The sequence below is a fragment of the Yoonia sp. 72 genome (assembly GCF_034652275.1).
Taxonomy (GTDB): Bacteria; Pseudomonadota; Alphaproteobacteria; order Rhodobacterales; family Rhodobacteraceae; genus Yoonia.
This window is the reverse complement of the sequence record NZ_JAXIWG010000001.1, coordinates 626,220-650,637: the sequence shown is the minus strand read 5'-3', so window position 1 is coordinate 650,637 and position 24,418 is coordinate 626,220. Positions and strand designations below refer to the sequence as shown.

At 58.5% G+C, this 24,418-nt stretch carries 18 protein-coding genes, 2 tRNA genes and 1 pseudogene; 15 read left to right on the top strand and 6 right to left on the bottom strand.

What is annotated here, in order from left to right:
* Window positions 1–177 precede the first annotated feature (177 nt).
* From VCK47_RS03325 to VCK47_RS03300, 6 genes are all read left to right on the top strand, one after another.
* Complete coding sequence (locus tag VCK47_RS03325) at window positions 178–486, top strand: hypothetical protein (protein WP_322889300.1); 309 nt, start codon at window positions 178–180, stop codon at window positions 484–486.
* Window positions 487–552: 66 nt separating this feature from the next.
* Entirely contained in the window at window positions 553–1,362 is an 810-nt protein-coding gene (locus VCK47_RS03320; RefSeq protein WP_322889299.1) for a lysozyme, read from the top strand.
* The gene (locus VCK47_RS03315; RefSeq protein ID WP_322889298.1) at window positions 1,359–1,760 is read left to right on the top strand and encodes a hypothetical protein; all 402 of its coding nucleotides are present in this window, start codon (window positions 1,359–1,361) and stop codon (window positions 1,758–1,760) included. The genes VCK47_RS03320 and VCK47_RS03315 overlap by 4 nt, the downstream gene beginning before the upstream one ends.
* A gap of 264 nt (window positions 1,761–2,024) precedes the next feature.
* Window positions 2,025–2,693 (top strand): SOS response-associated peptidase, encoded by a 669-nt coding sequence (locus tag VCK47_RS03310; protein ID WP_322889297.1) that lies wholly within the window; start codon window positions 2,025–2,027, stop codon window positions 2,691–2,693.
* A 182-nt stretch (window positions 2,694–2,875) separates the two neighbouring features.
* Window positions 2,876–6,001, top strand: coding sequence for a rhamnan synthesis F family protein (locus VCK47_RS03305; RefSeq protein WP_322889296.1), 3,126 nt, complete (start codon window positions 2,876–2,878; stop codon window positions 5,999–6,001).
* Between the two features lie 44 nt (window positions 6,002–6,045).
* Window positions 6,046–7,686, top strand: a complete 1,641-nt coding sequence (locus VCK47_RS03300; RefSeq protein WP_322889295.1) for a hypothetical protein — start codon at window positions 6,046–6,048, stop codon at window positions 7,684–7,686.
* A 96-nt stretch (window positions 7,687–7,782) separates the two neighbouring features.
* Here the strand turns inward: VCK47_RS03300 and VCK47_RS03295 are convergent.
* From VCK47_RS03295 to VCK47_RS03280, 4 genes and pseudogenes are all read right to left on the bottom strand, one after another.
* Window positions 7,783–8,025 (bottom strand): annotated as a pseudogene (locus tag VCK47_RS03295) (transposase); the annotation flags it as partial.
* 94 nt (window positions 8,026–8,119) lie between these two features.
* Window positions 8,120–9,145, bottom strand: coding sequence for a rhamnan synthesis F family protein (locus VCK47_RS03290; protein WP_322889294.1), 1,026 nt, complete (start codon window positions 9,143–9,145; stop codon window positions 8,120–8,122).
* A 664-nt stretch (window positions 9,146–9,809) separates the two neighbouring features.
* The gene (locus tag VCK47_RS03285) at window positions 9,810–10,406 is read right to left on the bottom strand and encodes a hypothetical protein (RefSeq protein ID WP_322889293.1); all 597 of its coding nucleotides are present in this window, start codon (window positions 10,404–10,406) and stop codon (window positions 9,810–9,812) included.
* A 415-nt stretch (window positions 10,407–10,821) separates the two neighbouring features.
* A complete protein-coding gene (locus VCK47_RS03280) occupies window positions 10,822–11,652 on the bottom strand; it encodes a DUF481 domain-containing protein (RefSeq protein WP_322889292.1) in 831 nt (276 codons plus the stop codon).
* 222 nt (window positions 11,653–11,874) lie between these two features.
* Between VCK47_RS03280 and VCK47_RS03275 the strand changes: the two genes are divergently transcribed.
* Together VCK47_RS03275 and VCK47_RS03270 are read left to right on the top strand one after the other, a co-directional pair.
* Window positions 11,875–11,951: transfer RNA gene (locus VCK47_RS03275), tRNA-Asp, on the top strand.
* 109 nt (window positions 11,952–12,060) lie between these two features.
* A tRNA-Asp gene (locus tag VCK47_RS03270) sits at window positions 12,061–12,137 on the top strand.
* A 165-nt stretch (window positions 12,138–12,302) separates the two neighbouring features.
* On the opposite strand, the gene VCK47_RS03265 is transcribed toward VCK47_RS03270, so the two are convergent.
* Together VCK47_RS03265 and VCK47_RS03260 are read right to left on the bottom strand one after the other, a co-directional pair.
* A complete protein-coding gene (locus VCK47_RS03265; RefSeq protein ID WP_322889291.1) occupies window positions 12,303–12,620 on the bottom strand; it encodes a hypothetical protein in 318 nt (105 codons plus the stop codon).
* A gap of 196 nt (window positions 12,621–12,816) precedes the next feature.
* Window positions 12,817–14,196: a M20/M25/M40 family metallo-hydrolase gene (locus tag VCK47_RS03260; RefSeq protein ID WP_322889290.1), complete on the bottom strand. Its 1,380-nt coding sequence runs from the start codon at window positions 14,194–14,196 to the stop codon at window positions 12,817–12,819.
* Window positions 14,197–14,474: 278 nt separating this feature from the next.
* Between VCK47_RS03260 and hemA the strand changes: the two genes are divergently transcribed.
* The 7 genes from hemA (at window position 14,475) to prfB (ending at window position 24,390) form a co-directional block, all read left to right on the top strand.
* Entirely contained in the window at window positions 14,475–15,698 is a 1,224-nt protein-coding gene (gene hemA, locus VCK47_RS03255) for a 5-aminolevulinate synthase (protein ID WP_322889289.1), read from the top strand.
* Between the two features lie 112 nt (window positions 15,699–15,810).
* Entirely contained in the window at window positions 15,811–17,016 is a 1,206-nt protein-coding gene (locus VCK47_RS03250) for a helix-turn-helix domain-containing protein (RefSeq protein WP_322889288.1), read from the top strand.
* Between the two features lie 72 nt (window positions 17,017–17,088).
* Entirely contained in the window at window positions 17,089–18,213 is a 1,125-nt protein-coding gene (ispG, locus tag VCK47_RS03245; protein WP_322889287.1) for a flavodoxin-dependent (E)-4-hydroxy-3-methylbut-2-enyl-diphosphate synthase, read from the top strand.
* A 44-nt stretch (window positions 18,214–18,257) separates the two neighbouring features.
* Entirely contained in the window at window positions 18,258–19,403 is a 1,146-nt protein-coding gene (locus VCK47_RS03240) for a pyridoxal phosphate-dependent aminotransferase (RefSeq protein ID WP_322889286.1), read from the top strand.
* Entirely contained in the window at window positions 19,400–20,560 is a 1,161-nt protein-coding gene (locus tag VCK47_RS03235; RefSeq protein ID WP_322889285.1) for an N-acetylmuramoyl-L-alanine amidase, read from the top strand. The genes VCK47_RS03240 and VCK47_RS03235 overlap by 4 nt, the downstream gene beginning before the upstream one ends.
* A 122-nt stretch (window positions 20,561–20,682) precedes the next feature.
* Window positions 20,683–23,202 carry a PBP1A family penicillin-binding protein gene (locus VCK47_RS03230; protein ID WP_322889284.1) on the top strand — a complete coding sequence of 840 codons (2,520 nt, stop codon included), beginning with the start codon at window positions 20,683–20,685 and terminating at the stop codon, window positions 23,200–23,202.
* Between the two features lie 63 nt (window positions 23,203–23,265).
* The gene (gene prfB, locus VCK47_RS03225) at window positions 23,266–24,390 is read left to right on the top strand and encodes a peptide chain release factor 2 (RefSeq protein WP_322889283.1); all 1,125 of its coding nucleotides are present in this window, start codon (window positions 23,266–23,268) and stop codon (window positions 24,388–24,390) included.
* Window positions 24,391–24,418: the final 28 nt, after the last annotated feature.

Sequence of the window (24,418 nt, the reverse complement as noted above, 5' to 3'; positions counted from 1 at the left end):
CTACGCCCCGACAAACCGCTAGGTCGAGTTCCTCGACGCACATTCGCAAGTCAGAAAGGTGGCCAAAGCGTTCCGGGATCAGACCGAGACGACCGCCTGCCACCATCCACCTGATCACCCGCTGATCGCGACACCCCACTGCGGGCCAAGATCGGCCCCAAAAGCAAAGGCACACCTATGGCCGTTACATTCGACAATCGAGTCACGATGGGCAACCTGCTGACAATCGGCGCAATGGTCGTCGGTCTTTCCATCGGTTGGGCTACCATTGAGGCGCGGCAGGAAGCGCTCGAGCGCCGCATGGAGATGCTGGAGACGGCACACCGCGAGAAGGTGCAGGAAAGCAATGCGCGGGCGGCAGCGGTCGACGCGCGGCTGCGCTCGCTCGAGGTGGCGCAGGCCAGCCAGTCCAGCGACCTGCGCGCCATCCAGGCGGGGATCGACGAGATCAAGGCCGCGCTCAACCGCCTCGCCCCGCGACCCTAACCACTACCGACATTCCACCCTGACCGGCCCGCTTTGTGCGGGCTTTTTGTATTGGAGCATCCGATCATGAAACTTGTGAAGAACTGGCGCGACATTGCCTGCCGCGCGCATTCGATGTGGGCATTCTATCTGAGCGTCGTGGCGCTGATCGCGCCTGACGCGATCTACCTTGCGGTCGGCATCGACACGTCGCCGCGGCTGTGGTGGATCCTCGCGCTGGCGCTGCTGATCTATGGCATCTGTGGCCGGCTGAAGGACCAGGCGATCGACACTGACAAGATGCAAAGCCCCTGGGCGGTGGGTCTGGTGTTGCTGGTGGCGGTGATCGCGATCGGGACCGGCGACTGGCGCGACCGCGGTGGGGATGTGTCGATCAATGTACCGGCGCAGATCGCCAGCCCATCAGGCATGCTACCGGTGCCCGAGGCGGAATTCCTGACCGTAGCCGTCCCGTTCGTCGGGAAGTGGGAAGGGCTGTCGCTGACGGCCTATCGCGACATCGTCGGTGTGCTGACCGTCTGCTATGGCGAGACCAAGGGTGTGCGGGTAGGGGACAGCTACACCCGCGCGGAATGCGACGCCATGCTGGCGCGCGAGCTGCTCAGCTACCGGCGCGCACTGCATCCGGCCATCACGCCCGAGGCGCGGGCTGCGCACCTCGCCCCGCTGCGCGATGTGGCCTTCGTCAGCCTCGCCTACAACGTCGGTGTCAGCGCTGCCAGCGGATCGACGGCCGTGCGCCGGTTGAACGCGGGCGACATCACCGGCGCCTGCGAGGCGCTGACCTGGTGGAACAAGGCAGGCGGGCGCGTCATCCGCGGGCTGGTGAACCGCCGCACAGAGGAGCAGGCGCTGTGCCTGGCAGGTTGGACATGAGCGCGCTTCTGGCCTTCCTGATCCGCATCGGTTTCGGCGGTATGGCCGACCGTGCGATCAGGCTGATCGAGACGCGCGCGGCTGCGTCGAATGATCGGGCCGCCATCCATGCGCAGACGACGGCCGAGCTGGCGCGTGCGGCCGTGGAGGAGGCTCGGATCATGACCGAATTCAACAAAGCCAAGCTGTCATTCCCGTGGTTTTGGATCATGGCAGCCATGTTCGTCGTACCGCTCGCCATTTGGTGGGCGGCCGTGATCCTCGACAGCATCTTTCTGTTCGGCTGGCGTGTCGCAGACCTGCCGACACCACAGATGCAGCAATGGGCGGGCGACATGATCCAGTGGCTCTTCTATGTCGGCTCAGGCGTGGGGGCGATCAAGGCGGTGCAAAGGTGACGTTGCGAGCATTAAAATAAACCAACAGGCGTGAGCATATTCTCTCACTTTGCCATACCGCCCGCATGTCCACAGCCTAAAGTTCGGTCTCCGTCTGTCGCACCTCGAGGCATTGGATGCTTTACGCAATCGCTGTCCGTCTTGCGAGCATCCGTTCTCGGTCGCGCCGCACGAGTCCCTTGCGCGCTTCCCTGCGCTCATGCCAATCATAGAGCTGGAACGCAGCATGCGCTGCAAGAAATGCCCGCACAAAGGCTCGATGGGATGGCACATCGAGCGGGTGTTTCCGCCAGTGCAGTGACGGGCAGAGCGATGTGCAACCTCTATAATCACACGACCGCAGTCGAAGCGATGCGCCAGATCTTCATCGATCTGGAGAATCGCGCCGGCAACATCGAGAGCGGTGATGTTTACCCTGATCGCGTTGCTCCGATCGTTATGCGGGCCGGACAGGGCCATGTCCTGCGAAAGGCACGCTGGGGCCTGCCCTCACCGCCACAGTTTCACACCAAGAGCGGGATCGACCGAGGCGTCACGAATGTCCGCAACACAGGCTCACCGCACTGGCGGCGCTGGCTTGGGCCGCAGCACCGGTGCTTGGTGCCATTGGATCGGTTCGCTGAACCACGCGTTGGCCAAGGTGCAGGCAATGCCTGGTTTAGGGTACAGACAGATCAGCCGGCATTCTTTGCAGGAATCTGGGTTCCCGAATGGCGCAGCATGCGGAAGCTGAAAGACGGCGAGACCACCGATGACCTGTTTGCTTTTTTGACCTGCGAGCCGAACGGCGTCGTTGCGCCCATCCATCCAAAGGCAATGCCTGTGATACTTACTGATGAAGCTGATTTGGAGATGTGGCTGTGCGCAGAATGGCAGGTGGCAAAGTCGATGCAGCGACCTTTGGCTGATGGGCTGCTGGCTTTGAATGAGTAGGCGATGCCGTTGCACAAGATCCATGAAAACCCATGAGACCCTAACTGTCATCAACATCAATATGAACTTTGAAAACTGCCACTTGGATCAAGAGGGTGATTGACGCTAAGTTTGTAACATAGCCACGAACTTAAAAATCGGCTACTGCACTCAGAAGTAGAATTGACTTGGAGCCATATCCTGTGGATCAGCCGATCGATTACGCCGCCGTTATTCATGTCTGGCATCTGGACGTGCTTGATGACCTGACCGATGCGCTGCAATACCTGCACAAGGACGCCGACCAGTTTGTGACGCTGCCCGCGTCATTTGGGCAGGAACAGCATGACCGTGTAACCGCTGCTTTCCCCAAGGCACGGATCGTCGCGGTCGAAAATTGCGGACAAGACGTTGGCGCGCTGTTTCAACTTATGCAGAAAGTCGACCTAGGTAGCTATGATTTTATCTGCAAGATCCACACGAAAAAAGGCCCATTCATGCCCGACGAATGGCGCCGTGCGCTGCTCGACGGTGTGCTGGGGTCGCAAGGGCAGGTGGATCATATCGTAGCGCGCTTCCGGGCGGATCCGCAGGTCATGCTTGCTGGGGCGCGGCAGCTGTTCGTCTATGGCCCAGCCTATCTGGAGTCTAATGCCGAAACGCTGGCTGCGAGCTATGCACGGCTGATCGGCGATTTCGACGTGCAGACGCGCGACTGGGGCTTCATTGCAGGCACCTGTTTCTGGATACGCACTTCTATCCTGCTGGATATGGCCGCGTGCGCCGTCGATTTCCCTGTTGCTGATGACGCAGCCGATGGCTTACTCACCTTTGCTGCCGAACGGATGTTCGGCCTTGCGGTCGCCTTGTGCGACGGCACAATTCTGTTACAGGATCTCCGTTTCGTAGAGCGGCTGCCCGAGAGCGAAACAGGTTTTCCATCGGACATGCCACGAAAATCCCGGCACATCGCTCAGATTTTGAGCCCGCTTGCGGTCAATCTGTTTATCAAGCCCTATCGTCGTGCCACGAAAGCACAGCCCGCAGCGCGCCGCCGTGTCGCTGTTTTTGCATCATATACGGGCGATGGAATCCTGCCGCCGCAAGTGCTTCCTTATCTTGAGGGATTGCAGGACTTGACCGAGGCTATTGTCGTCGTTTGCGACAACGAACTGCAACCGGGCGAGGTGGAAAAGCTTTCTGGGCTCGCTGCGCACGTCATTACGGGACGTCACGGTGAATATGATTTCGGTTCCTACAAACGGGGTGTTGTCTGGCTGGAACAGGCCGGTCTGATGACGTCAGCTGACGACCTGATCCTGTGCAATGATAGTTGCTATGGCCCAATCGGATCATTTGAGCCGATGTTCGCAAAAATGGAGGCTAAGGCCCTCGATTTCTGGGGCGCCACTGACAGCGATGAGTTTGCCTATCATCTGCAAAGCTATTTCGTCGTTCTGACCCGCAAGGTGTTTTCTTCCGCCGATTTCCAAAGGTTCATTAGCGGGATCGAAAAGCAGCCGAATGTGCAGGAAGTCATCATGAAATACGAAATTGGTATGACTCAGACGTTGGTGAAGGCGGGCTTCAGTTCGGGTGCAATGGTGCCAAATAACTTTCTCAGCCTTAGTGAAAATGATTCAATTTATCGGAATATCTCAATATACCCAATCTACCTCATGGAAGCAGGATTGCCGCTTTTAAAGGTCAAAGCGCTCATATCTCCTTGGACAAACTTGAATGGTTCTAGTTTAACAGTCGATTGGCTAGAGAAAAATGACCCACGGATATTTGAAGCGATCTCGACGAATTTTGATCTTGTTAAGTCTAGAAACGCATCCAAGATCAGATATTCGTTTATTATGCCGACCCATAATCGGGCATGGTGTATCAGCCGAGCTATTCGCGGGGTGTTAGCACAGACGCATAGGAACTTCGAGCTGATTATAGTTGATGACGGGTCGACCGACGGTACGGAGAGTGAGGTGCGCCGTAGGTTTCCTGATGATATCAAATCAGGGCGCATCGTCTATGTACGGCTTGAAAAGAATGTCGGAGTCTGCAAGGCCCGAAACATCGGATTAATGTATGCAAAAGCTGACTGGGTTGCTTACGCCGACACAGACAATGAGCTACGTCCGTTTTATTTGGCATTATCTTCCAACATCACAGTTCAAGATCCGAAATTTCATTCAGCGTATGGTCGAATTTTAAATCTTGGGTCAGGTGAAGTACTCGGTAGATCTTTCAAAATTGAAGATCTACTGGATGCAAATTATATCGATATTGGTACATTCTCACATAAGCGTGATCTGGTAAACACCGTCGGGGGGTTCGATGATAAAATGCGTCGTCTTGTTGACTGGGATATGTGTATCAGAGCGGTAAAACATGCCCCGCCAGCCTATCTTCGCTGGGTTGTTTTAGATTATGATGATGAAAGTGAAAGCAGGATATCGAAGCGCGAGTCGTTTCTAAAAGCTGAGATGCAGATTAGGCGTAAGCACAGCCCGAAGCCGACCATCTCGACTGTCATCCTGAGTTATAACCACCTCGAGTTTATTGTCGAAGCGATCGAAAGCGCTTTGGCGCAAAAGGGTGACTTTCATCATGAAATCCTCCTGTCTGACGACGGTTCCACCGACGGCACCGCCCGCATTATAGCACATTACGTTCAAAAATACCCAGCCAACATCCGGAACATAAGCCGCGGTGGCAACTTTGGCATTTCCGAGAGCTATCGCCACTGCTTTGCAGAGGCGCAAGGCGAGTTCGTGGCCGTTCTGGAAGGGGATGATTACTGGACCGATCCGGAGAAGCTCATCAAACAAGCACGGTTTCTGCGTGAACACCCTGACGCCAAAATGGTTATGTCGCGTATCGAATTGCTGGACATGCAGTCCCATAAGCGGCGGTTGTTGAAACGCCAAGACGGCTTGCCGAAGATCATTACCGGAAAGCATTTCTCGGAAGACGCGAACCTTAACGTGATCGCCAATTTTTCAAGCTGTATGATGCGCAGCGACATAGCCAAAGGACTTCCAGACGCCGTTTACAGCCCAAGGCTGAACGAGATCACTCTTGCCTTCTATCTAGACCGGATAGGGAGCATTGGGTACATCCCGGAGGTGATGTCGACCTATCGTCTGAACAGTACAAGTGTTTGGACCGGAGCAAGTGCCATCGAACGGCACGAGCAGGCGATTGCGATACGGCAAAGCGCGCTCCGCATGGCGCGCCCAATATATCGTGGGGCAATTCAACGCCGCCTCGATGAACGACAAAAACTTCTTGAGGCCGAGCGCACTAAGAACGCGGCTGCTGCATGAGCATCCGTTCCGCGCAACCAATCAGCATCACAGACGGAAAGATCATGACCAATAACCGCAGCCAAAGACAGAAATCCCGACAGAAGGTCGCCGTCCTGGTCTTGGGCATGCACCGTTCCGGAACATCCATGCTGGGCGGCGTGCTCGACCGGTTGGGTTGCGGCCGGCCAAAATCGCCGATGCCCCCGAATGACGACAATTCGAAAGGTTACTTCGAATCTCTCGAAGTCATGAAGCTGAATGACGCGATCCTCGATGCGCTGGGGTCGCGGTGGGATGACTGGCAGCAGTTGGAGAACGGTTGGCAGGACTTCCCTCGCTTCGTCGAATTTCGCGAACGCATAGAAACGACCATGGCTGCGGAGTATGGCGATGCATCGCTGATCTATCTCAAAGATCCACGGATTTGTCGGCTGATCCCAATCTGGCGGGAGGCTCTGGTTGAATCCGGCTATGCCCCCGTCTGTATTCACACGTATCGCAACCCACTGGAGGTTCTGCAGTCACTGGCAGCCAGAGAAGAGATTATCGTCGAACCAGAAGTGGGTCTGCTTTTGTGGTTGCGGCATATTCTTGACGCTGAGGCCGGCAGTAGGGGGCTGCCGCGTATATTCACCAGCTATGTGCGGTTGCTCTCGGACTGGACCGAGTTTTCCGACCGAGCTGAGGATGCTTTCGGTTTTACTTGGCCGGTAGCAAGGAATGTACGTCACGACCTGATGAGCGACATGATCGACCGTAGCCTTCGGCATCACGACGCGTCCGCCAAAGATCCGAGGCAAGATCCATCAGTGCCAAAGTTGATTAAACAATGCCTTGAGGTGATGGAGCGTTGGGCAGGTGAAGGAGAGGATGAGCCGGGTCGCGCAACACTTGATCGCATCGCAACCGAATTTGACGCCTCAGCGGCGCTGTTCGCCGGTTCTGTGGTGGGGCTTTCGGGCAAATATAAAGCTGCACGCGTCACCGCAGAAAGACTGGAAACTCTGTCGCATAGCTTAAAGCAGCGCGAGATGACGATCGATGCGCAAATCGCGAATATGAACGCCCTGGCCGATGAGCGGGATAACTTGGCGGCGCAAGACGCCGATCGTCTGACTGAGATTGAAAGCATGAAGGTGGCGCTGGATACGCTGCGTCATGAAAAAGACAGCCTCGCCGCCCGTGAAGCCGAGAAAATTGCGACGATTGAGGCACTAAATGCGGAGTTGGGTAGACTGCGGGACGAGCGGGACAGCATCGGGAACGAGCGCGACATACTCACCGCGGAAGTCGCCGCGTTCATCGAGGTGAACATCTCGCAAGGCAGGACCCTGTCAAGGCTGAATGCCGAGCTTGCTGCAATCACTGCTGGAAAGGCTGCGTGGATTGCCGATGCCGACGCTCTGCCCATACTCCAAGCGGACGCCGGTGATGCCAATGACAGTACATCTTTGCCGCCCGTTGTGGTCCAACTGCAGTCTAGACCGCTTTGGGCAAAAGCCATCTTTCGGCCATCTGGCAAGCCGAAAAAGGCATTTCGGCGGATACTTTTTCATAAAAGCGGAAAGCCGCGTGACGTTTTTCGGAAATGGGTGCTGTTGCCGGATGGGCGCCCACGGGCCGCGTTCCACTTGTGGATGAGCAGCCGAGAGTATCAATCATTACACAATGCGGTTCCGGTAAGTGATCAGCTTGGCAAGTAAAATAGAATTTAATCACGGTTATATCGATAGGATTCAGCGGTTTCCTCATTTGAAGAAATCGAAACTAATGGCTTTCTAGGGGCAGGGCTCATAGCCAATCATCACAGTATTTCTCTCGCCATGCTCGGTGGCCAGACTGGTTATGATCCTTGCAAAGACACCTCTAACCATCCATCGCTTCCATAGGTTGTCGAGCGTCTTGTGCGGCTCGTATTCCCGAGGGGCATCGCGCCACCGCAAGCCATTTTGATTTAGTAAGAAAATTCAGATCAACACACGCCGGTCATCCACCCGTGGTTTGCCGTGGGACATCGAGAAGTAGTGCGTCAGACGCGCCATCTGCGCATCGATCAGCCAGAAAAGATTAGATGTTTCACCGCTCCGTTTCGCACGATGAATCACGCTCAAGAGCTGGCTTCAATGGGTCCTGACCCTAGATTTTGTCTGCGTCAGCAACGCTACGCGCTTGTCGCCGTCTACGAGAATTCAAGCGAACGCGGTTAATGTCTTTTAAGATCATGCGCAACTCTGACCTATCCTGCGGCATCATCGCTGATGAACTAGTAGATATACCTTTGCGGATTTGCATGTGTTCTTCGGCAATTTCGACGCTCGCACCATACGCACGAAACACAGAACGCCAATGCAGAATGTGCATTTGCAACGGATTGTCGCGAAGTAGCTCGACCTTAACGAAGGGCATGCCAAGACTGACCAAGTGATCCCAGTACGCATGGGTGATGTTAAAGCTTTTGCAATCGTCGGCATAAGCTAAAGGCAATACTTTCTTGAGCGAAAACATTACACTGCTTGTCAGACCACAGTTCTCTGTCACATGCTGCAGCAGCTTGATTTCATATGTTTTGATGATGTCTTGCTTATCTTTAAACACTTGGACAGAGGCCCAGAATTCTTGCAGCTTTGGATTTGATAGGGCAGCCCCCTGAAACTGAAAGAGATAAGTCTGTACGTGTGGGACGATTTCAAGCGAATCTGTGATTCCCACAAAGTCTGCAGTCTCCAAGCGTAGCCTTTCAAAAAAAGGACCCATCAAGTTTGGAAGCATCAAAACGCTGTCGTTAGCGAACACCAGGCGCGATGCGGACCAGCAGTCCGGCAAAAGGCGCAAGGCTCCCGCCCAGGCGGCAAAGTCCATACCACCATTTTTATGAACTGCGACACCCGCTGCCGAAGCTAGGCTCTCCAAATCAAACTCGCCCTCGGGATTATCCAAGGCAACACAGGCGATCACGTTGAAACCGTTTTCTGCTAAGCTCTCCATGTACGCAGCGGTTGCACGTGAAATCTTGCCACCGGGCGCATAAATCGAGAACAAGCAGACATCTTGACCCGCAATTCGTTCCGGGCGACGCACCAAACGGCTCGGGCTTGAAGCGGTTGCGGCGGGCGACGCATCTTTTGTTTGAAATTCAGAACGAGCACTGAAGAGTTTGAACATAAGACAAGTCCCGTACGTGATGACATTCTACCTATGCGAGACTTTTTTGTATGTCGAGTCTTGTTGGGCCATCAAATTGCCAGATCATTCGAGGTGGTGAGCCCGCCTGGTCCCTGCCTTCTGGTCTGGCGATCATCTCAGGTTTGAGCGGGTTAAACCGTTTGCATTGCTCTCGCCAACCACTTGATATCCGGTAACTGGTGTTTTTGAGATTTGCGGCAATTTTTGTTTCTTAATCTACAAAAATGGTGGTCCTCGTGGGATCGCCAGTCAGTGACTAGTCGAGGCAGATCCCGCTTGTGTCGTTGAACCTCGCTCTCTGAGACAGGATCTTATTGACCAAACATCACTAGTTTAGCCAAGGGCCCGAAACCTTCGATGACAAGCAGCTAGGGTGAAAGCGTCGACGGTACGACCAAGTGATTGATCGCAAATCAACGAAGCGTGCGGCAGTTCATTGAACCTGTCCGAACGCGAACAGACGGTGAAAACGGCATTTCAAGACGGAATAAAAAGCGCGCACAACACTGTATTTCAATAGGTTGCGTGGGGGCCGCATTGTTTACACGGAAAATGTCGGGAGTTCGAGCCTCTCATCACCCACCAATCTTTTTGACAGATTTGCAATCTCGGCAGATTTCAGTCTTGGAAACGGGCAGGGCGATTAGCGCTCGCCAATGAACCCGCCAAACAGAGGCACGGTGGCACTGCCGACGCTCAGGTCGCCTGACAAGAATCCCTGGACCGCCGCTGCATCTTCGCCCTGAAAATAGCCTCTCATCAGTCCGTCGATGTCGAGCGAAGTAGTCTCGGATGTAAGGACCCCATTCAGCGCCGCTGAAAAGGTCGGTTCCGCATCGTCAGGATTTGACGCGCGATCGATCGAGCCCCGTCCGATGGCAAGGGTTCCCGTATAGCGCGTCTCTTGCAGGTCGACGAAGTTGCTCACAGTGCCGGCCACAGCGTTGGTGGCAAAATTCACGTTCAGATTCATCTGGCCGGATACCCTGAACTGGCGTGCATCTTCACCATGGAGCGTCATCACTCCGGCGTAGTCCGACGAACCAGTTACGCGGAGTGTTGATGGATCGTTAATCGAGTCTATTCTGTACTTGTTGAGTAGTGCAGCGGATTGTGCTTCGAGCTGTTCGAAACTTTGTGGAGCTTGTGGCACGCCGCCAGTTGATCCGCTGCCACCGCAGGCTGAAAGAGTTGCCGCCACGCCGAGTACCGAGACGGTTTTTATTACTTTTGCTGTCATGCGAGGTCCTGTCACTTAAACATCGGTTAGGCTTGGTAAGGTCCAGCCTGAACTCGGTGTGCTTGTTCGCGACCGCCCGTGAAACTACCAACTGGTAGTAGAGGCCATCGCTTGTCGGTCGCTGACATGCTGCGGCTTGAACACTGTCGACTGGAAGGTATGGCATGTCAGCTAGGATATGCCTTGTTCGGCAAGAATTCGACGGGCCGGACGCTTATGCGATGACCTGATCGGACAAGAACAGAAGGTGTAAAAAGACATTTGAACACAAAGAGAACGAGACGAAGAGGTCTCGCGTGCAGACCGCCGCGTCTGACGCGAGGATGTGGGGAATGCGCGCTTTCGAGGGCGCACAACTTCCTCATCTCCAGCCAAAAAAGCGCCGCGCTTTGCAACGCGGCGCTGTTGTTCAGGCTCAGTTCAGGTTGTAGACCATCGAGATGCCAAGCGAATTGTCGGTATCCTTGAACCCCGGTTCGGGGTCGGTGTGGTATTCCGTCAGCAGGCTTGTGCGCAGCGCAAGCGTATCGGTGACCGAGACGCTGACGGCCAGATCATTGTAGATCACCGTATCCGATTCCGACGTGATGAGATCGGTGTCGTTCGTCAGCACGGTGGTGGGCGTCAGGCGGATCGAATAATCCGATCCGACACCGAAGGCGACTTCGCTGATATCACCCGATGTGACATCGTTGAATTCGGCAAAGCGGTATCCTGGTCCGGCCTGCACCGACCACTGGTGATCGGCGTCATTGATGATGCGGTAGCCCGCGCCGAAGCTTGCGAATGTGTCCGTCTGGAAGGACGAGAATTCGTCGATCGACCCTTGCAGCTTGGCAAAGCCGTAGAGTGTCGGCGACAGATCACGGGTGTATTCCAGCCCGTAGAACAGGCTTTCCTCGTCCGTCATGCCATCGGATGCGCCGTAGGTATAGCTCAGCAGCAGCTGGTAGCCGTTGACGCCCTGCACATAGTTCAGGTCGGTCCCGATGCCCACTGTGGCATTGTCGGTGTTGCCGGAATTGAACTCGCCGCGCGCGGCGATGGACCCGGTAAAGCCCTGCGGACGGCCTTCGTTGCCGAAACGGTCAAGGTCGCGGTCGGCGTCATCCTCGATATCCTCGACCAGATCCTCGAACCGGTCTTCAGCCACGTTCGTGCCGGAAAAAACAGTCTGGGCCACGGTCATCGTGCCGAAGGATGTGATGATGGCTGCACCGATCAACGGGCGGAAGTCGCATTTCATAAGGGTCTCTCCATTCTGAGGCAGCACGGGGCTGCCGTTTGGTAGAATTGGCTCTACGGTGCCTAAACCAGCGAGACCCCATTTTGTTTCAAAGTTTCTGCCGCAAACTTGGCTTGCCGCGCCGATCAAAGATATTTTCGGACAAGCCGTAAGACCGCTTGACGACGCCCAGCACCGCACTTAGAAGCACCACACCGGCAGCGATGCTGGGAATGCAGATGCGCGGTTGTAGCTCAGTCGGTTAGAGTACCGGCCTGTCACGCCGGGGGTCGCGGGTTCGAGCCCCGTCAACCGCGCCACTGCCTTTCCCTTCCAGATGACGACCTGAAACGCCGCGCCAAAAAGCGCGGCTCGTCGTCTTTTTGCCGTTGACGCCCCGCCTTGGCCGCATTATCCCGCCGCTTACGCGCGGTTGTAGCTCAGTCGGTTAGAGTACCGGCCTGTCACGCCGGGGGTCGCGGGTTCGAGCCCCGTCAACCGCGCCATTTTCCCAAGTAGGATGAAGTGAGACTCGCACGGATCGTGTGGGTTTGCGATGCTTGTAGAGCTGACATTGGCTGCAAGGATGTTGAATGACGGGTATGCGGACAGAGCGCCATTTCGCTGCGGATGCGTTAATGTCGGCTATCTGCGTTCGTAACGAAAGACTTTCACTCGTCGAACAGCTCGCCATGGTCTGAAATCTCACGCACAACTTCAGACAGTTCTCGGTGCAATAGAATGCCAAAATCCTCAACCAATGCAATAGGCGTACTCAATCCCATTCTTTGATAAACTGAGGTCTTCGCACTCGCCAAGAATTCTTCCCTTGCCGAAAACCTTGTCGCCAGTAGCGCAGCTTCGCCTGCATAGAAATCATATTCGTCGCAAACCCGATCGGCCACTCCGATAGGATCGAACCTGTTCCAAAGCTCTCGCGAGCACATGAAAACTCTGTCCCAACTTGCCTTAGAAACCTTGCCGCTCATTGTGCTCCACCCAACAACATCTACTTATCGATTTTAGCAAATTGGGTAGGCAAAAAAGTAATCATTTTGCTTCGTCAGTTTCCCATCAACGCAGAGAATGCAGTCATTCGTCACGCTCGCAGCATAGGTCACTCTGGGCTCGAAGCCGACCTTCGCGCCAGAGCGCACGAAGGCCGGCTTTCGGCGTAACCTCCCCTCAGCCCTTCACAGTCATCTCATGCAAAATCCGCGCCCATGACCGGATTCCCTTGTGGAACGACGACAGGTCGTATTTCTCGTTGGGCGAATGGATCTGGTCGTCGTCTTTGCCAAACCCGATCAGCATGGCGTCCATGTCGAGGATGTTCTTGAAATAGGCGGCAATCGGAATCGACCCGCCGCAGCCCACATAGGCCGCCGCATTGGGCCATTCGTCGGACAGCGCCTTGCGCGCCTGGTCAAAGGCGGGGTGGGTGGTCGTCATCTGGCCGGCGGCGCTGGCACCATGCGGATGAAACGTCACGCTGCAATCGGCGGGGATCATGTCCTGCACCATCTTGCGGAACGCCTCGCGGATGGCCAGCGGGTCCTGCGTGCCGACAAGGCGGAACGAAATCTTGGCATGCGCCTGCGAGGGCAGCACCGTCTTGAACCCGTCGCCGGTATAGCCCGACCACATGCCGTTCACTTCGCATGTCGGGCGCGACCAGATCATCTCCAGCGGGCGGCGCCCCTTTTCGCCAGCGGGGATCGACAGGCCGACATCGCCTAGGAAGGCCTTTTCGTCAAAGCGCAGGTCATCCCATGCGGCGGCAAGCTCGTTCGACAGCTCCGGCACGCCGTCATAGAAACCGGGGACGGTGATGCGCCCGTCCTCGTCATGCAGCGCCGCGATCACGCGGGCCAGCACGCGGGCAGGGTTCATGGCAAGACCGCCATACATGCCCGAATGCAGGTCCTTGTTGGGCCCGGTGATGGTGATCTCCTCGCCCAAAAGCCCACGCAGCTGGGTGATGATGGCAGGCGTACTGTCGCCATAAAGCCCCGTGTCGCAGATCAGCGCGATATCGGCGGTCAGTTCCTTGGCGTTCTCTTTCATGAACGGGACCAGCGAGGGCGAGCCTGATTCCTCCTCACCCTCGAAAAACAGGGTGATGTTGGCGGGCAGCGACCCATGCACCGCGATCCATGCGCGGCAGGCTTCGACAAAGGTCATCAGCTGGCCTTTGTCGTCGGATGTGCCGCGGCCGCGGATCACTTTGCCGTGGGGTGTCTCCTCGACCTGAGGATCGAACGGGTCGCGGTCCCACAGATGCAGCGGATCGACGGGCTGCACATCGTAATGGCCGTAGAACAAAACATGCGGCCCGTCGCCGCCCGAATGGGCCACCACCATCGGATGCCCCGGTGTCGCCCGTTTGGACGCGGTGAATCCCATCGCCAGCAGATCCGCCACCAGCCAGTCGGCGGCGGTGTCGCAGTCGGCTTTATAGGCCGGATCGGTCGAAATCGACGGGATGCGCAGCAATTCCTTCAGGCGCTCGACTGCCTGCGGCAGGTCGGCGTCGATACGGTCGAGAACGGGATCAAGGGACATGGGTTCAGCCTTTCTTGTGTATTTTGACGCAACGTTGTCGCTATCGGAACAGAGGTCAATGGCCGACGTGGCACCGCCTGCGGTTGGACAAATTGACCGCACTGGGGTTTATTGATCCAGATCATGGTCGGCCCCTGCCTGCCGTCCTAGGTCTGGAGGGCGGCAAGGGGCGACAGTTTGTAGCGTCTTGTCCGGGCGGTTTCTGCCCTATATGCAGCTTAGAACGATTCAAGGCACCCCAAAGGAGAGTGTTTTGATACGACAAGAAGGACGGATTGGTGGATTATAACGCCCAACTGGATACCGCAATCAACCGCTTGCACGACGAAGGCCGCTACCGCACCTTTATCGACATCGAACGCAAACGCGGGCAGTTCCCGCATGCGACATGGATGAAACCCGACGGGTCCGAAATGCCCGTGACGGTGTGGTGCGGCAACGACTACCTTGGCATGGGCCAGCACCCTGTTGTGCTTGCCGCAATGCACGAGGCAATTGACGCGACCGGTGCAGGGTCGGGCGGTACGCGGAATATTTCCGGCACCACCGTCTATCACAAGCGGCTCGAGGCCGAGTTGGCCGATTTGCATGGCAAGGGGGCGGCGCTGCTGTTCACCAGCGCTTATATCGCCAATGACGCCACGCTCAGCACGCTGCCCAAACTGTTTCCCGGGCTCATCATCTATTCCGATGCGCTAAACCATGCGTCCATGATCGAAGGCGTGCGCCGCAACGGCGGGGCCAAGCGGATTTTCCGGCACAACGACGTGGCGCATCTGCGCGAATTGCTGATGGCCGACGATCCGGCAGCGCCCAAGCTGATCGCCTTTGAATCGATCTATTCGATGGACGGCGATTTCGGGCCGATCGCGGCTTTTTGCGATTTGGCCGAAGAATTCGGCGCACTGACCTATTGCGACGAAGTCCATGCTGTCGGCATGTACGGCCCGCGCGGGGCAGGGGTGGCGGAACGTGACGGCGTCATGCACCGCATCGATATCATCAACGGCACGTTGGCCAAGGCTTACGGCGTGATGGGCGGCTATATCGCGGCCTCGCCCAAGATGTGCGATGCCGTGCGGTCCTATGCGCCGGGGTTCATTTTCACCACCAGCCTGCCGCCTGCGGTGGCGGCGGCTGCGGCGGCATCGGTTGCGCATCTCAAGACCGATCAGGCATTGCGGGACAAGCACCAGACGCAGGCGAAGATCCTGAAACTGCGCCTGAAAGGGCTGGGCCTGCCGATCATCGACCATGGTAGCCATATCGTGCCGCTGATCGTGGGCGACCCCAAACACACCAAGAAACTGTCTGACATGCTGCTGTCCGAATTCGGAATCTACGTGCAGCCGATCAACTTTCCGACCGTGCCGCGTGGCACCGAACGGCTGCGGTTCACCCCGTCGCCGGTGCATGGACCGCGCGAAATGAATGCGCTTGTCGGCGCTTTGGATGGTTTGTGGTCACATTGTGCGCTGAACCGTGCCGAATTGGCGGGTTGACGCCTATTGTCGATGTGCATCTGCGGCACTGATATGCTACTGGTTTCAAAGGCGTTCCTGACCGATTGATTCGGCCGGTCGCGCTTAGGGGCAGAGAGCGGCGGGACAGTCGATGATCGGAAAGACCTTCAGGCGTGCCAGCGCAGCGGAGGACGTTCAGACCAAAGGGTTTGACGACTACGACCTGCGTCTTGGCGATCTTATGCGCGGCGAACGCGCGACCCTTGGCAAAAGCCTTCTGGATGTACAGCGCGAGCTGAAGATCAAGGCGGCCTATATCGCCGCGATCGAGAACGCCGACCCTTCTGCCTTTGACACGCCCGGTTTCATCGCAGGCTATGTGCGATCCTACGCCCGTTATCTGGGGATGAACCCGGACGAAGCTTTCGCTACTTTCTGCAAGGAAAGCGGTTTCGCCACCGCGCATGGCATGTCCGAAGAAGCCTCCTCGTTGCGCAACCGTGTCGCCGACCCAAGCCGTGCGCCTGTGGGCAAGGACATTTTCCTGTCGTCGCGCACGCCGTTTGTTCCGGCGAAAGAATCCTTCTTTGCGCAGGTCGAGCTACGCGCCGTGGGGTCGGTGCTTGTGCTGGTCGCCATGATCGGCGGGCTTGGTTTTGGCGGCTGGACCGTCCTGCAAGAGGTGCAGCGCGTGCAGTTTGCGCCGGTGGAACAGGCCCCCGTCGTGGTGTCCGACCTTGACCCATTGGCCGGTGGGTCGAATGCCATCGACGTGGATGATGCCCTTGCCGATATGACGCTGCCCTCGCCCGAGGCGCTGGACAGGCTCTACCGCCCGCAGGCGCTGGACGTGCCGGTGATGGTCGCCCGTGACACCCCGATTTCGACGCTAACGCCACGGATGATCGGTGCGCTAGTTTCGGAAACCCAAGATTTGGAAACCACGCAGATCGTTGGTGATCTTGGCACTGACTTGTTGGGCGATCTGACCGCGCCTGCCATTCAGGTCGTTGAACCGCCAGTGCCAGAGGTGCAGTTGGTTGCAGCCCGTCCCGCATGGGTCCGCGTGCAGGCCGCCGATGGTGTGATCCTGTTCGAAGGCATCATGGAACCCGGCCAGAATTTCGTGGTGCCCGCCACCGAAGAACCCGCACGCCTGCGGGTCGGCGAAAGCGGCGCGATGTATTTCGCCGTCAACGGCGTGCATTACGGGCCTGTCGGGCAACGTGGCGTGGTGACGTCGAATGTCGTCCTGTCCGCTGACAACCTGACCGAGACTTATGCCTTGGCCGATCTGAGCCGCGACAATGATCTGGCGGAAATCGTCCGCGTGGCCGAAGCCGTCACCGACCAATAGCCGCAGCCGCTTGCCGACAGGGGCGGGGACGCTTAGGTTGGCCGCGAACGCCAGTCTCGTGAAAGCGATCCGATGTCCCTGAACCACATCCGCCCTTGGCGGAACATCTACCGCCGCAAATCCCGTCAGATCATGGTGGGCAATGTGCCTGTCGGTGGCGATGCGCCGATTTCGGTGCAGACCATGACCAACACGCTGACCACCGATATCAAAGGCACCATTGCGCAGGTGCAGGCCGCTGCGGATGCCGGTGCCGATATCGTGCGGGTGTCAGTGCCGGACGAAGCATCATCCAAGGCGCTGCGCGAGATCGTGCGCAATGTTTCTGTGCCCATCGTGGCCGATATCCATTTCCACTACAAACGCGGCATCGAAGCGGCCGAGGCGGGGGCCGCCTGTCTGCGCATCAACCCCGGCAACATCGGCGACGAGGCGCGCGTGAAAGAGGTCATCAAGGCCGCACGCGACCACAATTGCTCGATCCGCATCGGCGTGAACGCAGGATCGCTGGAAAAGCACCTGCTGGACAAATACGGCGAGCCTTGCCCCGACGCGATGGTCGAAAGCGGGCTCGATCACATCAAGATCCTGCAGGACAACGATTTCCACGAATTCAAGATTTCCTGCAAGGCGTCCGACGTGTTCATGGCCGCCGCCGCCTATCAGCAACTCGCCGAAGCGACCGATGCACCGATCCATCTGGGTATCACAGAGGCGGGCGGTCTGATCAGCGGGACCGTGAAATCTGCCATCGGGATGGGCAATCTGCTTTGGATGGGGATCGGCGACACGATCCGCGTCAGCCTGTCCGCCGATCCGGTGGAAGAGGTCAAGATGGGGTTCGAGATCCTCAAATCCCTTGGCCTGCGCCATCGCGGGGTGAACATCATTTCCTGCCCGTCCTGCGCGCGGCAGGGCTTTGACGTGATCAAGACGGTCGAGGCACTGGAAAAGCGTCTGGAACATATCAAGACGCCGATGTCGCTGTCGATCATTGGCTGCGTGGTGAATGGCCCGGGCGAGGCGCTGATGACCGATGTCGGTTTCACCGGCGGCGGGGCAGGGTCGGGCATGGTCTATCTGGCGGGCAAGCAAAGCCACAAGCTGTCGAATGAAGGCATGATCGACCATATCGTCGAACAGGTCGAACGCCGCGCCGCCGAAATCGAAGCCGCAGGCGATCTGGCCGCCGAGTAGGGTGGACTTCAGTCCACCTGACAAAACCTATCAAGAGGCAGACAATGCGACACGCAACCCGCGGTGACGTGGACCCTTTCATCGTCATGGATGTGATGGAGGCCGCCCGTCAGGCCGAGGCCGCAGGCAGCCATGTCATCCACATGGAAGTGGGCCAGCCCGGCACCGGCGCCCCCGCCGCTGCGCGTGCCAAGCTTATTGCGGATATGGCCGACCCTTTGGGCTATACCGTGGGCCTTGGCCTGCCTGCCTTGCGCGCCCGCATCGCGCGCCATTACGGCGACTGGTACGGGCTGGACCTTGACCCCGCCCGTGTTGTCATCACCTCGGGCGCGTCGGGGGCGTTTCTACTGGCGTTCTCGGCGCTGTTCGACAATGGCGAACGTGTCGGGCTGGGCACGCCTTGTTATCCGTCCTACCGCCAGATTTTGCGCGCCGTGGGCCTGACGCCCGTCGATATCCCGACAAGCCTTGCCGACCGGTTCCAGCCGCAGCCGCAGCATGTGGCCCAGCATGATCTGGCGGGGCTGATCGTCGCCTCGCCCGCCAACCCCACAGGCACGATGCTGGACAAATCGCAGCTATCCGCATTGGCCGACGCCTGTGCCGCCCGCGATGCCGCCTTCATCTCGGATGAAATCTACCACGGGATCGACTATGACCTGCGCCCTGTGTCCGCGCTCGAGGTCACGGACGAGGTCTATGTCGTCAATTCCTTTTCCAAGTATTTCTCCATGACCGGCTGGCGCGTAGGCTGGATGGTCGTGCCGGACGACCATGTCCGCCGGATCGAACGGCTAGCGCAGAACATGTTCATCTGCGCGCCCCATGCCGCCCAAAGGCTGGCCCTGCATGCGATGGATTGCCCTGACGAGCTGGACGCCAACAAAGCGGTCTATGCCGCGAACCGCGCCCTGATGATGGATGGCTTGCGCGCGGCGGGGCTGGGGGCCTTTGCGCCACCTGACGGCGCGTTCTACATCTATGTCGATGTCTCCGCCTATACGGACGACGCCCGCGCCTTTGCCGCCCAGATCCTTGATGAGGCAGGTGTCGCCGTGACACCGGGGCTCGATTTCGACGCGGCACGCGGGCATCACTGGCTGCGGTTTTCCTATGCGCGCAGCACCGCCGATATCACCGAAGGGCTGACCCGGATCGCGCGATTCATGCAGGCGCGCGCAGCATGATCCGCTGGATCGTGCTGTTTTGCCTGTCGGCCATGACGGCCAGTGCCGAGGCGCGCTTCGACCCTGACCGGTCCGGGATCAGCGATGGCTGGCGGTCAGTCGAGATCGTGCTTGGCCTGTCGGAAATCGTGCCGTACCGGATTTTCACGCTGGATGATCCGCGCCGTCTGGTGCTCGATTTTCAAGGTCTGGACACAGGCGGTGCCGATGCCGCGCCGATCAACGCGGCGCGGCGTGTCACCGATGTGCGTTTCGGCCCCTACCGCCCCGGCTGGACGCGGATGGTGCTGGATCTGGCCGAGCCTTTGACGCTGGCCGAGGCGGGAATGACGCGCGATGCGCAAGGTGCGCGGTTGACGCTGCGTCTGACGCGCACCTCGGCGGATGATTTCGCCGCCGCCGCCGGTGCGCCGCCCGATCAGGGCTGGGATGCACTGACCGCACAGGCGCTTTCGGGACTGGACCGGCAGGCTGGCGATGCGTTCGTCGTCGTGCTTGACCCCGGTCACGGCGGTATTGACCCCGGTGCCGAACGCGGCGGGATCACCGAGGCGCATCTGATGCTGGAATTCGCGCAAGAGATTGCGGCCAGCCTGCGCGCGCAGGACGGTGTGGCGGTGGTGCTGACACGGACCGATGACAGCTTTGTGCCGCTATTCGCGCGGATGAGCATTGCACGTGCGGCAGGGGCTGACCTGTTCATCTCGCTCCACGCGGATGCGCTGGAAGAGGACGACGCCTGGGGGGCGTCCGTCTATACCCTGTCCGAGGACAGCGGCGACATGGCGGTCGACAGGCTGGTCGAGCGGCATGAACGCGGCGATCTGTTGGCGGGGGTCGATCTGTCGGTCACAGACGACAGGGTGACAGGCGTATTGATGGACCTTGCACGGCGGACAACAGCGCCGCGCGCGGCGTCTTTTGCGGATAGCGTTATCTTGGAGATGGAACAGCAAGGCGTGCGGCTGAATTCCAAACCGCGCCGCGCGGGGCGCTTTTCGGTGCTGCTGGCCGCCGATTTCCCCAGTGTGCTGATCGAGGCGGGGTTCTTGTCGAACGCACGCGACCGCGAGAACCTGACCAATCCCGACAGCCGCGCGCGGCTCGTCGCCGCGATTGCAACAGCCGTGGCGCAGTATCGCGCGGAGCTGCAATAGACCGGATCAGCCGATTGTGATCGGTCGTGCCTGCCACGGCGGCGGCAGGGGCATTTGCGGTTTTGACCATTTGTCGGGCAGCGCGTATAAGCGCGAGGAATCCTGAAAGGACCATCCAGACCGTGCTGCGCTTCATCCTCTCTTTCTTCGGCGGTATCTTCACGTTCCTGACGCTGGGGCTGGTGATGGCTGCGCTGGGTCTGGGGGGTGTCATCTTTCTCTACGGCCGCGATCTGCCGAGCTACGAGACGCTGTCGCAATATACCCCCAAGACGATCAGCCGCATCTATTCGCGCGAAGGCCGCATCATCGATGAATTCGCCGTCGAACGGCGTCTTTTCACCCCGGCCGAGGATATTCCCGATCTGGTGAAACAGGCGTTCATTTCCGCCGAGGACAAGAATTTCTATACCCATCAAGGGTTTGATGCGACCAGCATGGTGTCCGCCGTGATCGACGCGGTGCAGTCGCGCGGCGAGGATCTGCGCGGGGCGTCCACGATCACCCAGCAGGTGATGAAGAACTTTTTGCTCGACGGGTCGCGCTCGGTGGAGCGAAAGATCAAGGAAATTATCCTTGCCGTGCGTATCGAACAGGCGATGTCCAAGGAGCGTATCCTTGAACTTTACCTCAACGAGATTTTCCTTGGCCAGAACTCCTTTGGCGTGACAGCTGCGGCGCTGACCTATTTCAACAAGCCCCTGACAGAGCTGACGGCGGGCGAGGCGGCCTATCTTGCCTCCTTGCCGAAATCGCCCAGCAACCGTCATCCGGTGCGCGACCGCGAGGCGGCGATTTTCTGGCGCAACAACACTTTGCGCCTGATGCATCAGAACGGCTATATCGACGATGCCACGCTCGAAGCTGAAACCGCCGCACCGCTGTTGTCGGTGCAGGGCGGCGATTACGAGGATTTCCGCACGACCCTGCCCGACCGCGACTATTTCACCGACGAAATCCGCCGCCAGCTGAGCCAGGACTTCGGGCAGGAGGAATTCTTTTCCGGCGGTTTGTCGATCCGCGCCACCGTTGACCCCGATCTGCAAGAGGTGGCTGCCCATTCGTTGCAACGGGCTTTGGAAGAATTCGACCGCAATACGGGCGTCTGGCGCGGCACAGGCCTGACCATCCCAGAAGAGGCGTTGGCCGATGAGGGTGCATGGCGCGCCGCCCTGCGGGCTGCCGAGGTTGCGCGCGATGTGACGCTGGAGTCGCAATGGTATCCGGCGGTCGTGCTGGACGTGGCCGAGAACGAATTGCGCGTCGGGATCGAAGGCGTCACCGAAACAGAGGCCGAACCCCATGTCGTGCCGCGCAACGATATCGCATGGATGCGCGGCAACTTCTTCGACAATTTTACCCCCGGCGATATCGTCCATGTCCGCCGCATGATGCAGGACAGCGACGGCGCGTTCATCCGCTGGAGCCTGCGCCAAGTGCCAGAAGTGCAGGGTGCCTTCATGGCGATGGATGTGGACACAGGCCGCGTTATCGCGATGCAGGGCGGGTTCAGCTATCAGGCGTCGGTATTCAACCGCGCCACGCAGGCACAGCGCCAGCCGGGGTCGTCGTTCAAGCCTTTCGTCTATGCGGCAGCTCTTGACAGTGGCTATTCGCCCGCGACCATCGTTGTCGATGCGCCTATCGAGATCATGACACCGCAGGGGCTCTGGCGGCCGACCAATGCCTCCAACCAGTTCTACGGGCCGACACCCTTGCGCACCGGGATCGAGCGGTCGCGCAACCTGATGACGATCCGTCTTGCCCAAGAGGTCGGGATCGACCGTGTTGCCGAATATGCCGAACGCTTTGGCGTCTATGACCGGATGAACCCTGTGCTGGCGGCCTCTCTGGGGTCGGACGAAACCACCCTGTTCAAGATGGTCGCGGCCTATGCGATGTTTGCCAATGGCGGCGAACGGGTCGAACCGACATTGGTAGACCGCGTGCAGGACCGTTTCGGCAATACCGTTTATTTGCATGACAACCGCCAATGTCCTGATTGTGCCAATCCGAACCTGCCCGCCGGACAGGCCCCTGAAATCGTGTCCAATCGCACCCGTGTGATGAACGAAGTCACGGCCTATCAGCTGACATCCATGATGCAGGGCGTCGTCGATCGCGGCACGGCGTCGGGGTCGGTGAACCTGCCCGCGCAGATCGCAGGCAAGACTGGCACGACGAATGACAGCAAGGACGTGTGGTTCGTAGGCTTTTCGTCAAATATCGTGGCGGGGTGCTATATCGGGTATGACACGCCACGCAGCCTTGGGTCCGGCGCGTCGGGCGGTGGGTTCTGCGGTCCGGTCTTCAACCGCTTCATGCGCGAAGCCATCGACGTGTACGGCGCACCCAATTTCACGGTCCCGAGCGGGTGCCAGTTCATCAAGATCGACCGCTTCAGCGGTGCGCGTCTGTCCAACGATGCCACTGGCGACAATGTGGTGTCGGAATGTTTCCGCGCAGGCGAGGAACCGATCTTTGGCATCATGTATGACGGCGGTTTCGCGATGGCCGCCGATCTGCCGCTTTACGACGAAGTGCCGCGCGCATCGCGCGAGGTGACGACGTCAACGGGTGGCACCGCCACGGTCGGCGAACGCGCGACATTCGGCACGTTGTCGACGGGCGGTCTTTACTGACCGCCTTGCCGCTGGCGGGTGCGGGTTGTAAGACCCCACAAAACCAATCTGAACGGGTGTCCCATGCGCGCTGAAACGCAGAACAATGTCGATGCGATCCAGAAATCGTTGAACCTGCTCGCGCAGCGGATGGATTACGAAACCGCGCGCTACCGCCTGGAAGAATTCGACGCCCGTGTCGAAGACCCGACGCTGTGGGACGACCCCGAAGCCGCGCAAAAGCTGATGCGCGAACGGCAGGTGCTGGTCGATGCGCTGACGATGCATGACGGGATCAAGCAGGAACTGGCCGACAATATCGAGCTGATTGAGATGGGCGAGATGGAAGGCGATGCCGACATCATCACCGAGGCCGAAGCGGCGCTGAAAGCGCTGCGCGAAACGGCAGCGCAAAAGGAACTCGAGGCGCTGCTGGATGGCGAGGCAGATGCCAATGACACCTTCCTTGAAGTCAACGCTGGTGCTGGCGGCACTGAAAGCTGCGACTGGGCCAATATGCTGTCGCGCATGTATGTCCGCTGGGCCGAGAAAAAGGGCTACAAGGTTGAATTGCAATCCATGCAATCGGGCGACGAGGCGGGGATCAAATCCGTCACCTACAAGATCATGGGGCACAACGCCTATGGCTGGTTGAAATCCGAAAGCGGCGTGCACCGGCTGGTCCGCATCTCGCCCTTCGACAGCGCCGCGAAACGCCACACGTCCTTCACATCGGTCAAGGTCTACCCCGTTGTCGACGACAATATCGAGATCGAGGTGAACCCCAGCGATATCCGCCTTGATACCTACCGGTCGTCCGGCGCCGGAGGCCAGCACGTCAACACGACCGATTCCGCCGTGCGGATTACCCACTTTCCCACCGGCATCGTGGTCACGTCATCGGAGAAATCGCAGCACCAGAACCGCGACATCGCGATGAAGGCGCTGAAATCGCGGCTTTACCAGATGGAGCTCGACAAGCGGTCCGCGCTGGTCAACGAGGCGCATGAGAACGCAGGCGACGCAGGCTGGGGCAACCAGATCCGGTCTTATGTGCTGCAGCCCTACCAGATGGTGAAGGACCTGCGCACGGGCTATGAAACCTCCGACACCAAAGGCGTGCTCGATGGGGACCTCGACGGGTTCATGGGGGCGACGCTGGCGCTGGATATGTCCGGCAAAGGGCGCGACGCGGCCAACGCGGATTGATAAGGCGGGCTTGCCAAAAGCCGCCCTT

Coding starts and splice junctions, on each gene's coding strand:
- VCK47_RS03325 (WP_322889300.1), top strand. CDS start 178: ATGGCCGTTACATTCGACAATCGAGTCACGATGGGCAACCTGCTGACA.
- VCK47_RS03320 (WP_322889299.1), top strand. CDS start 553: ATGAAACTTGTGAAGAACTGGCGCGACATTGCCTGCCGCGCGCATTCG.
- VCK47_RS03315 (WP_322889298.1), top strand. CDS start 1,359: ATGAGCGCGCTTCTGGCCTTCCTGATCCGCATCGGTTTCGGCGGTATG.
- VCK47_RS03310 (WP_322889297.1), top strand. CDS start 2,025: ATGGCACATCGAGCGGGTGTTTCCGCCAGTGCAGTGACGGGCAGAGCG.
- VCK47_RS03300 (WP_322889295.1), top strand. CDS start 6,046: ATGACCAATAACCGCAGCCAAAGACAGAAATCCCGACAGAAGGTCGCC.
- VCK47_RS03290 (WP_322889294.1), bottom strand. CDS start 9,145: ATGTTCAAACTCTTCAGTGCTCGTTCTGAATTTCAAACAAAAGATGCG.
- VCK47_RS03285 (WP_322889293.1), bottom strand. CDS start 10,406: ATGACAGCAAAAGTAATAAAAACCGTCTCGGTACTCGGCGTGGCGGCA.
- VCK47_RS03280 (WP_322889292.1), bottom strand. CDS start 11,652: ATGAAATGCGACTTCCGCCCGTTGATCGGTGCAGCCATCATCACATCC.
- VCK47_RS03265 (WP_322889291.1), bottom strand. CDS start 12,620: ATGAGCGGCAAGGTTTCTAAGGCAAGTTGGGACAGAGTTTTCATGTGC.
- VCK47_RS03260 (WP_322889290.1), bottom strand. CDS start 14,196: ATGTCCCTTGATCCCGTTCTCGACCGTATCGACGCCGACCTGCCGCAG.
- VCK47_RS03250 (WP_322889288.1), top strand. CDS start 15,811: ATGATCGGAAAGACCTTCAGGCGTGCCAGCGCAGCGGAGGACGTTCAG.
- ispG (WP_322889287.1), top strand. CDS start 17,089: ATGTCCCTGAACCACATCCGCCCTTGGCGGAACATCTACCGCCGCAAA.
- VCK47_RS03240 (WP_322889286.1), top strand. CDS start 18,258: ATGCGACACGCAACCCGCGGTGACGTGGACCCTTTCATCGTCATGGAT.
- VCK47_RS03235 (WP_322889285.1), top strand. CDS start 19,400: ATGATCCGCTGGATCGTGCTGTTTTGCCTGTCGGCCATGACGGCCAGT.
- prfB (WP_322889283.1), top strand. CDS start 23,266: ATGCGCGCTGAAACGCAGAACAATGTCGATGCGATCCAGAAATCGTTG.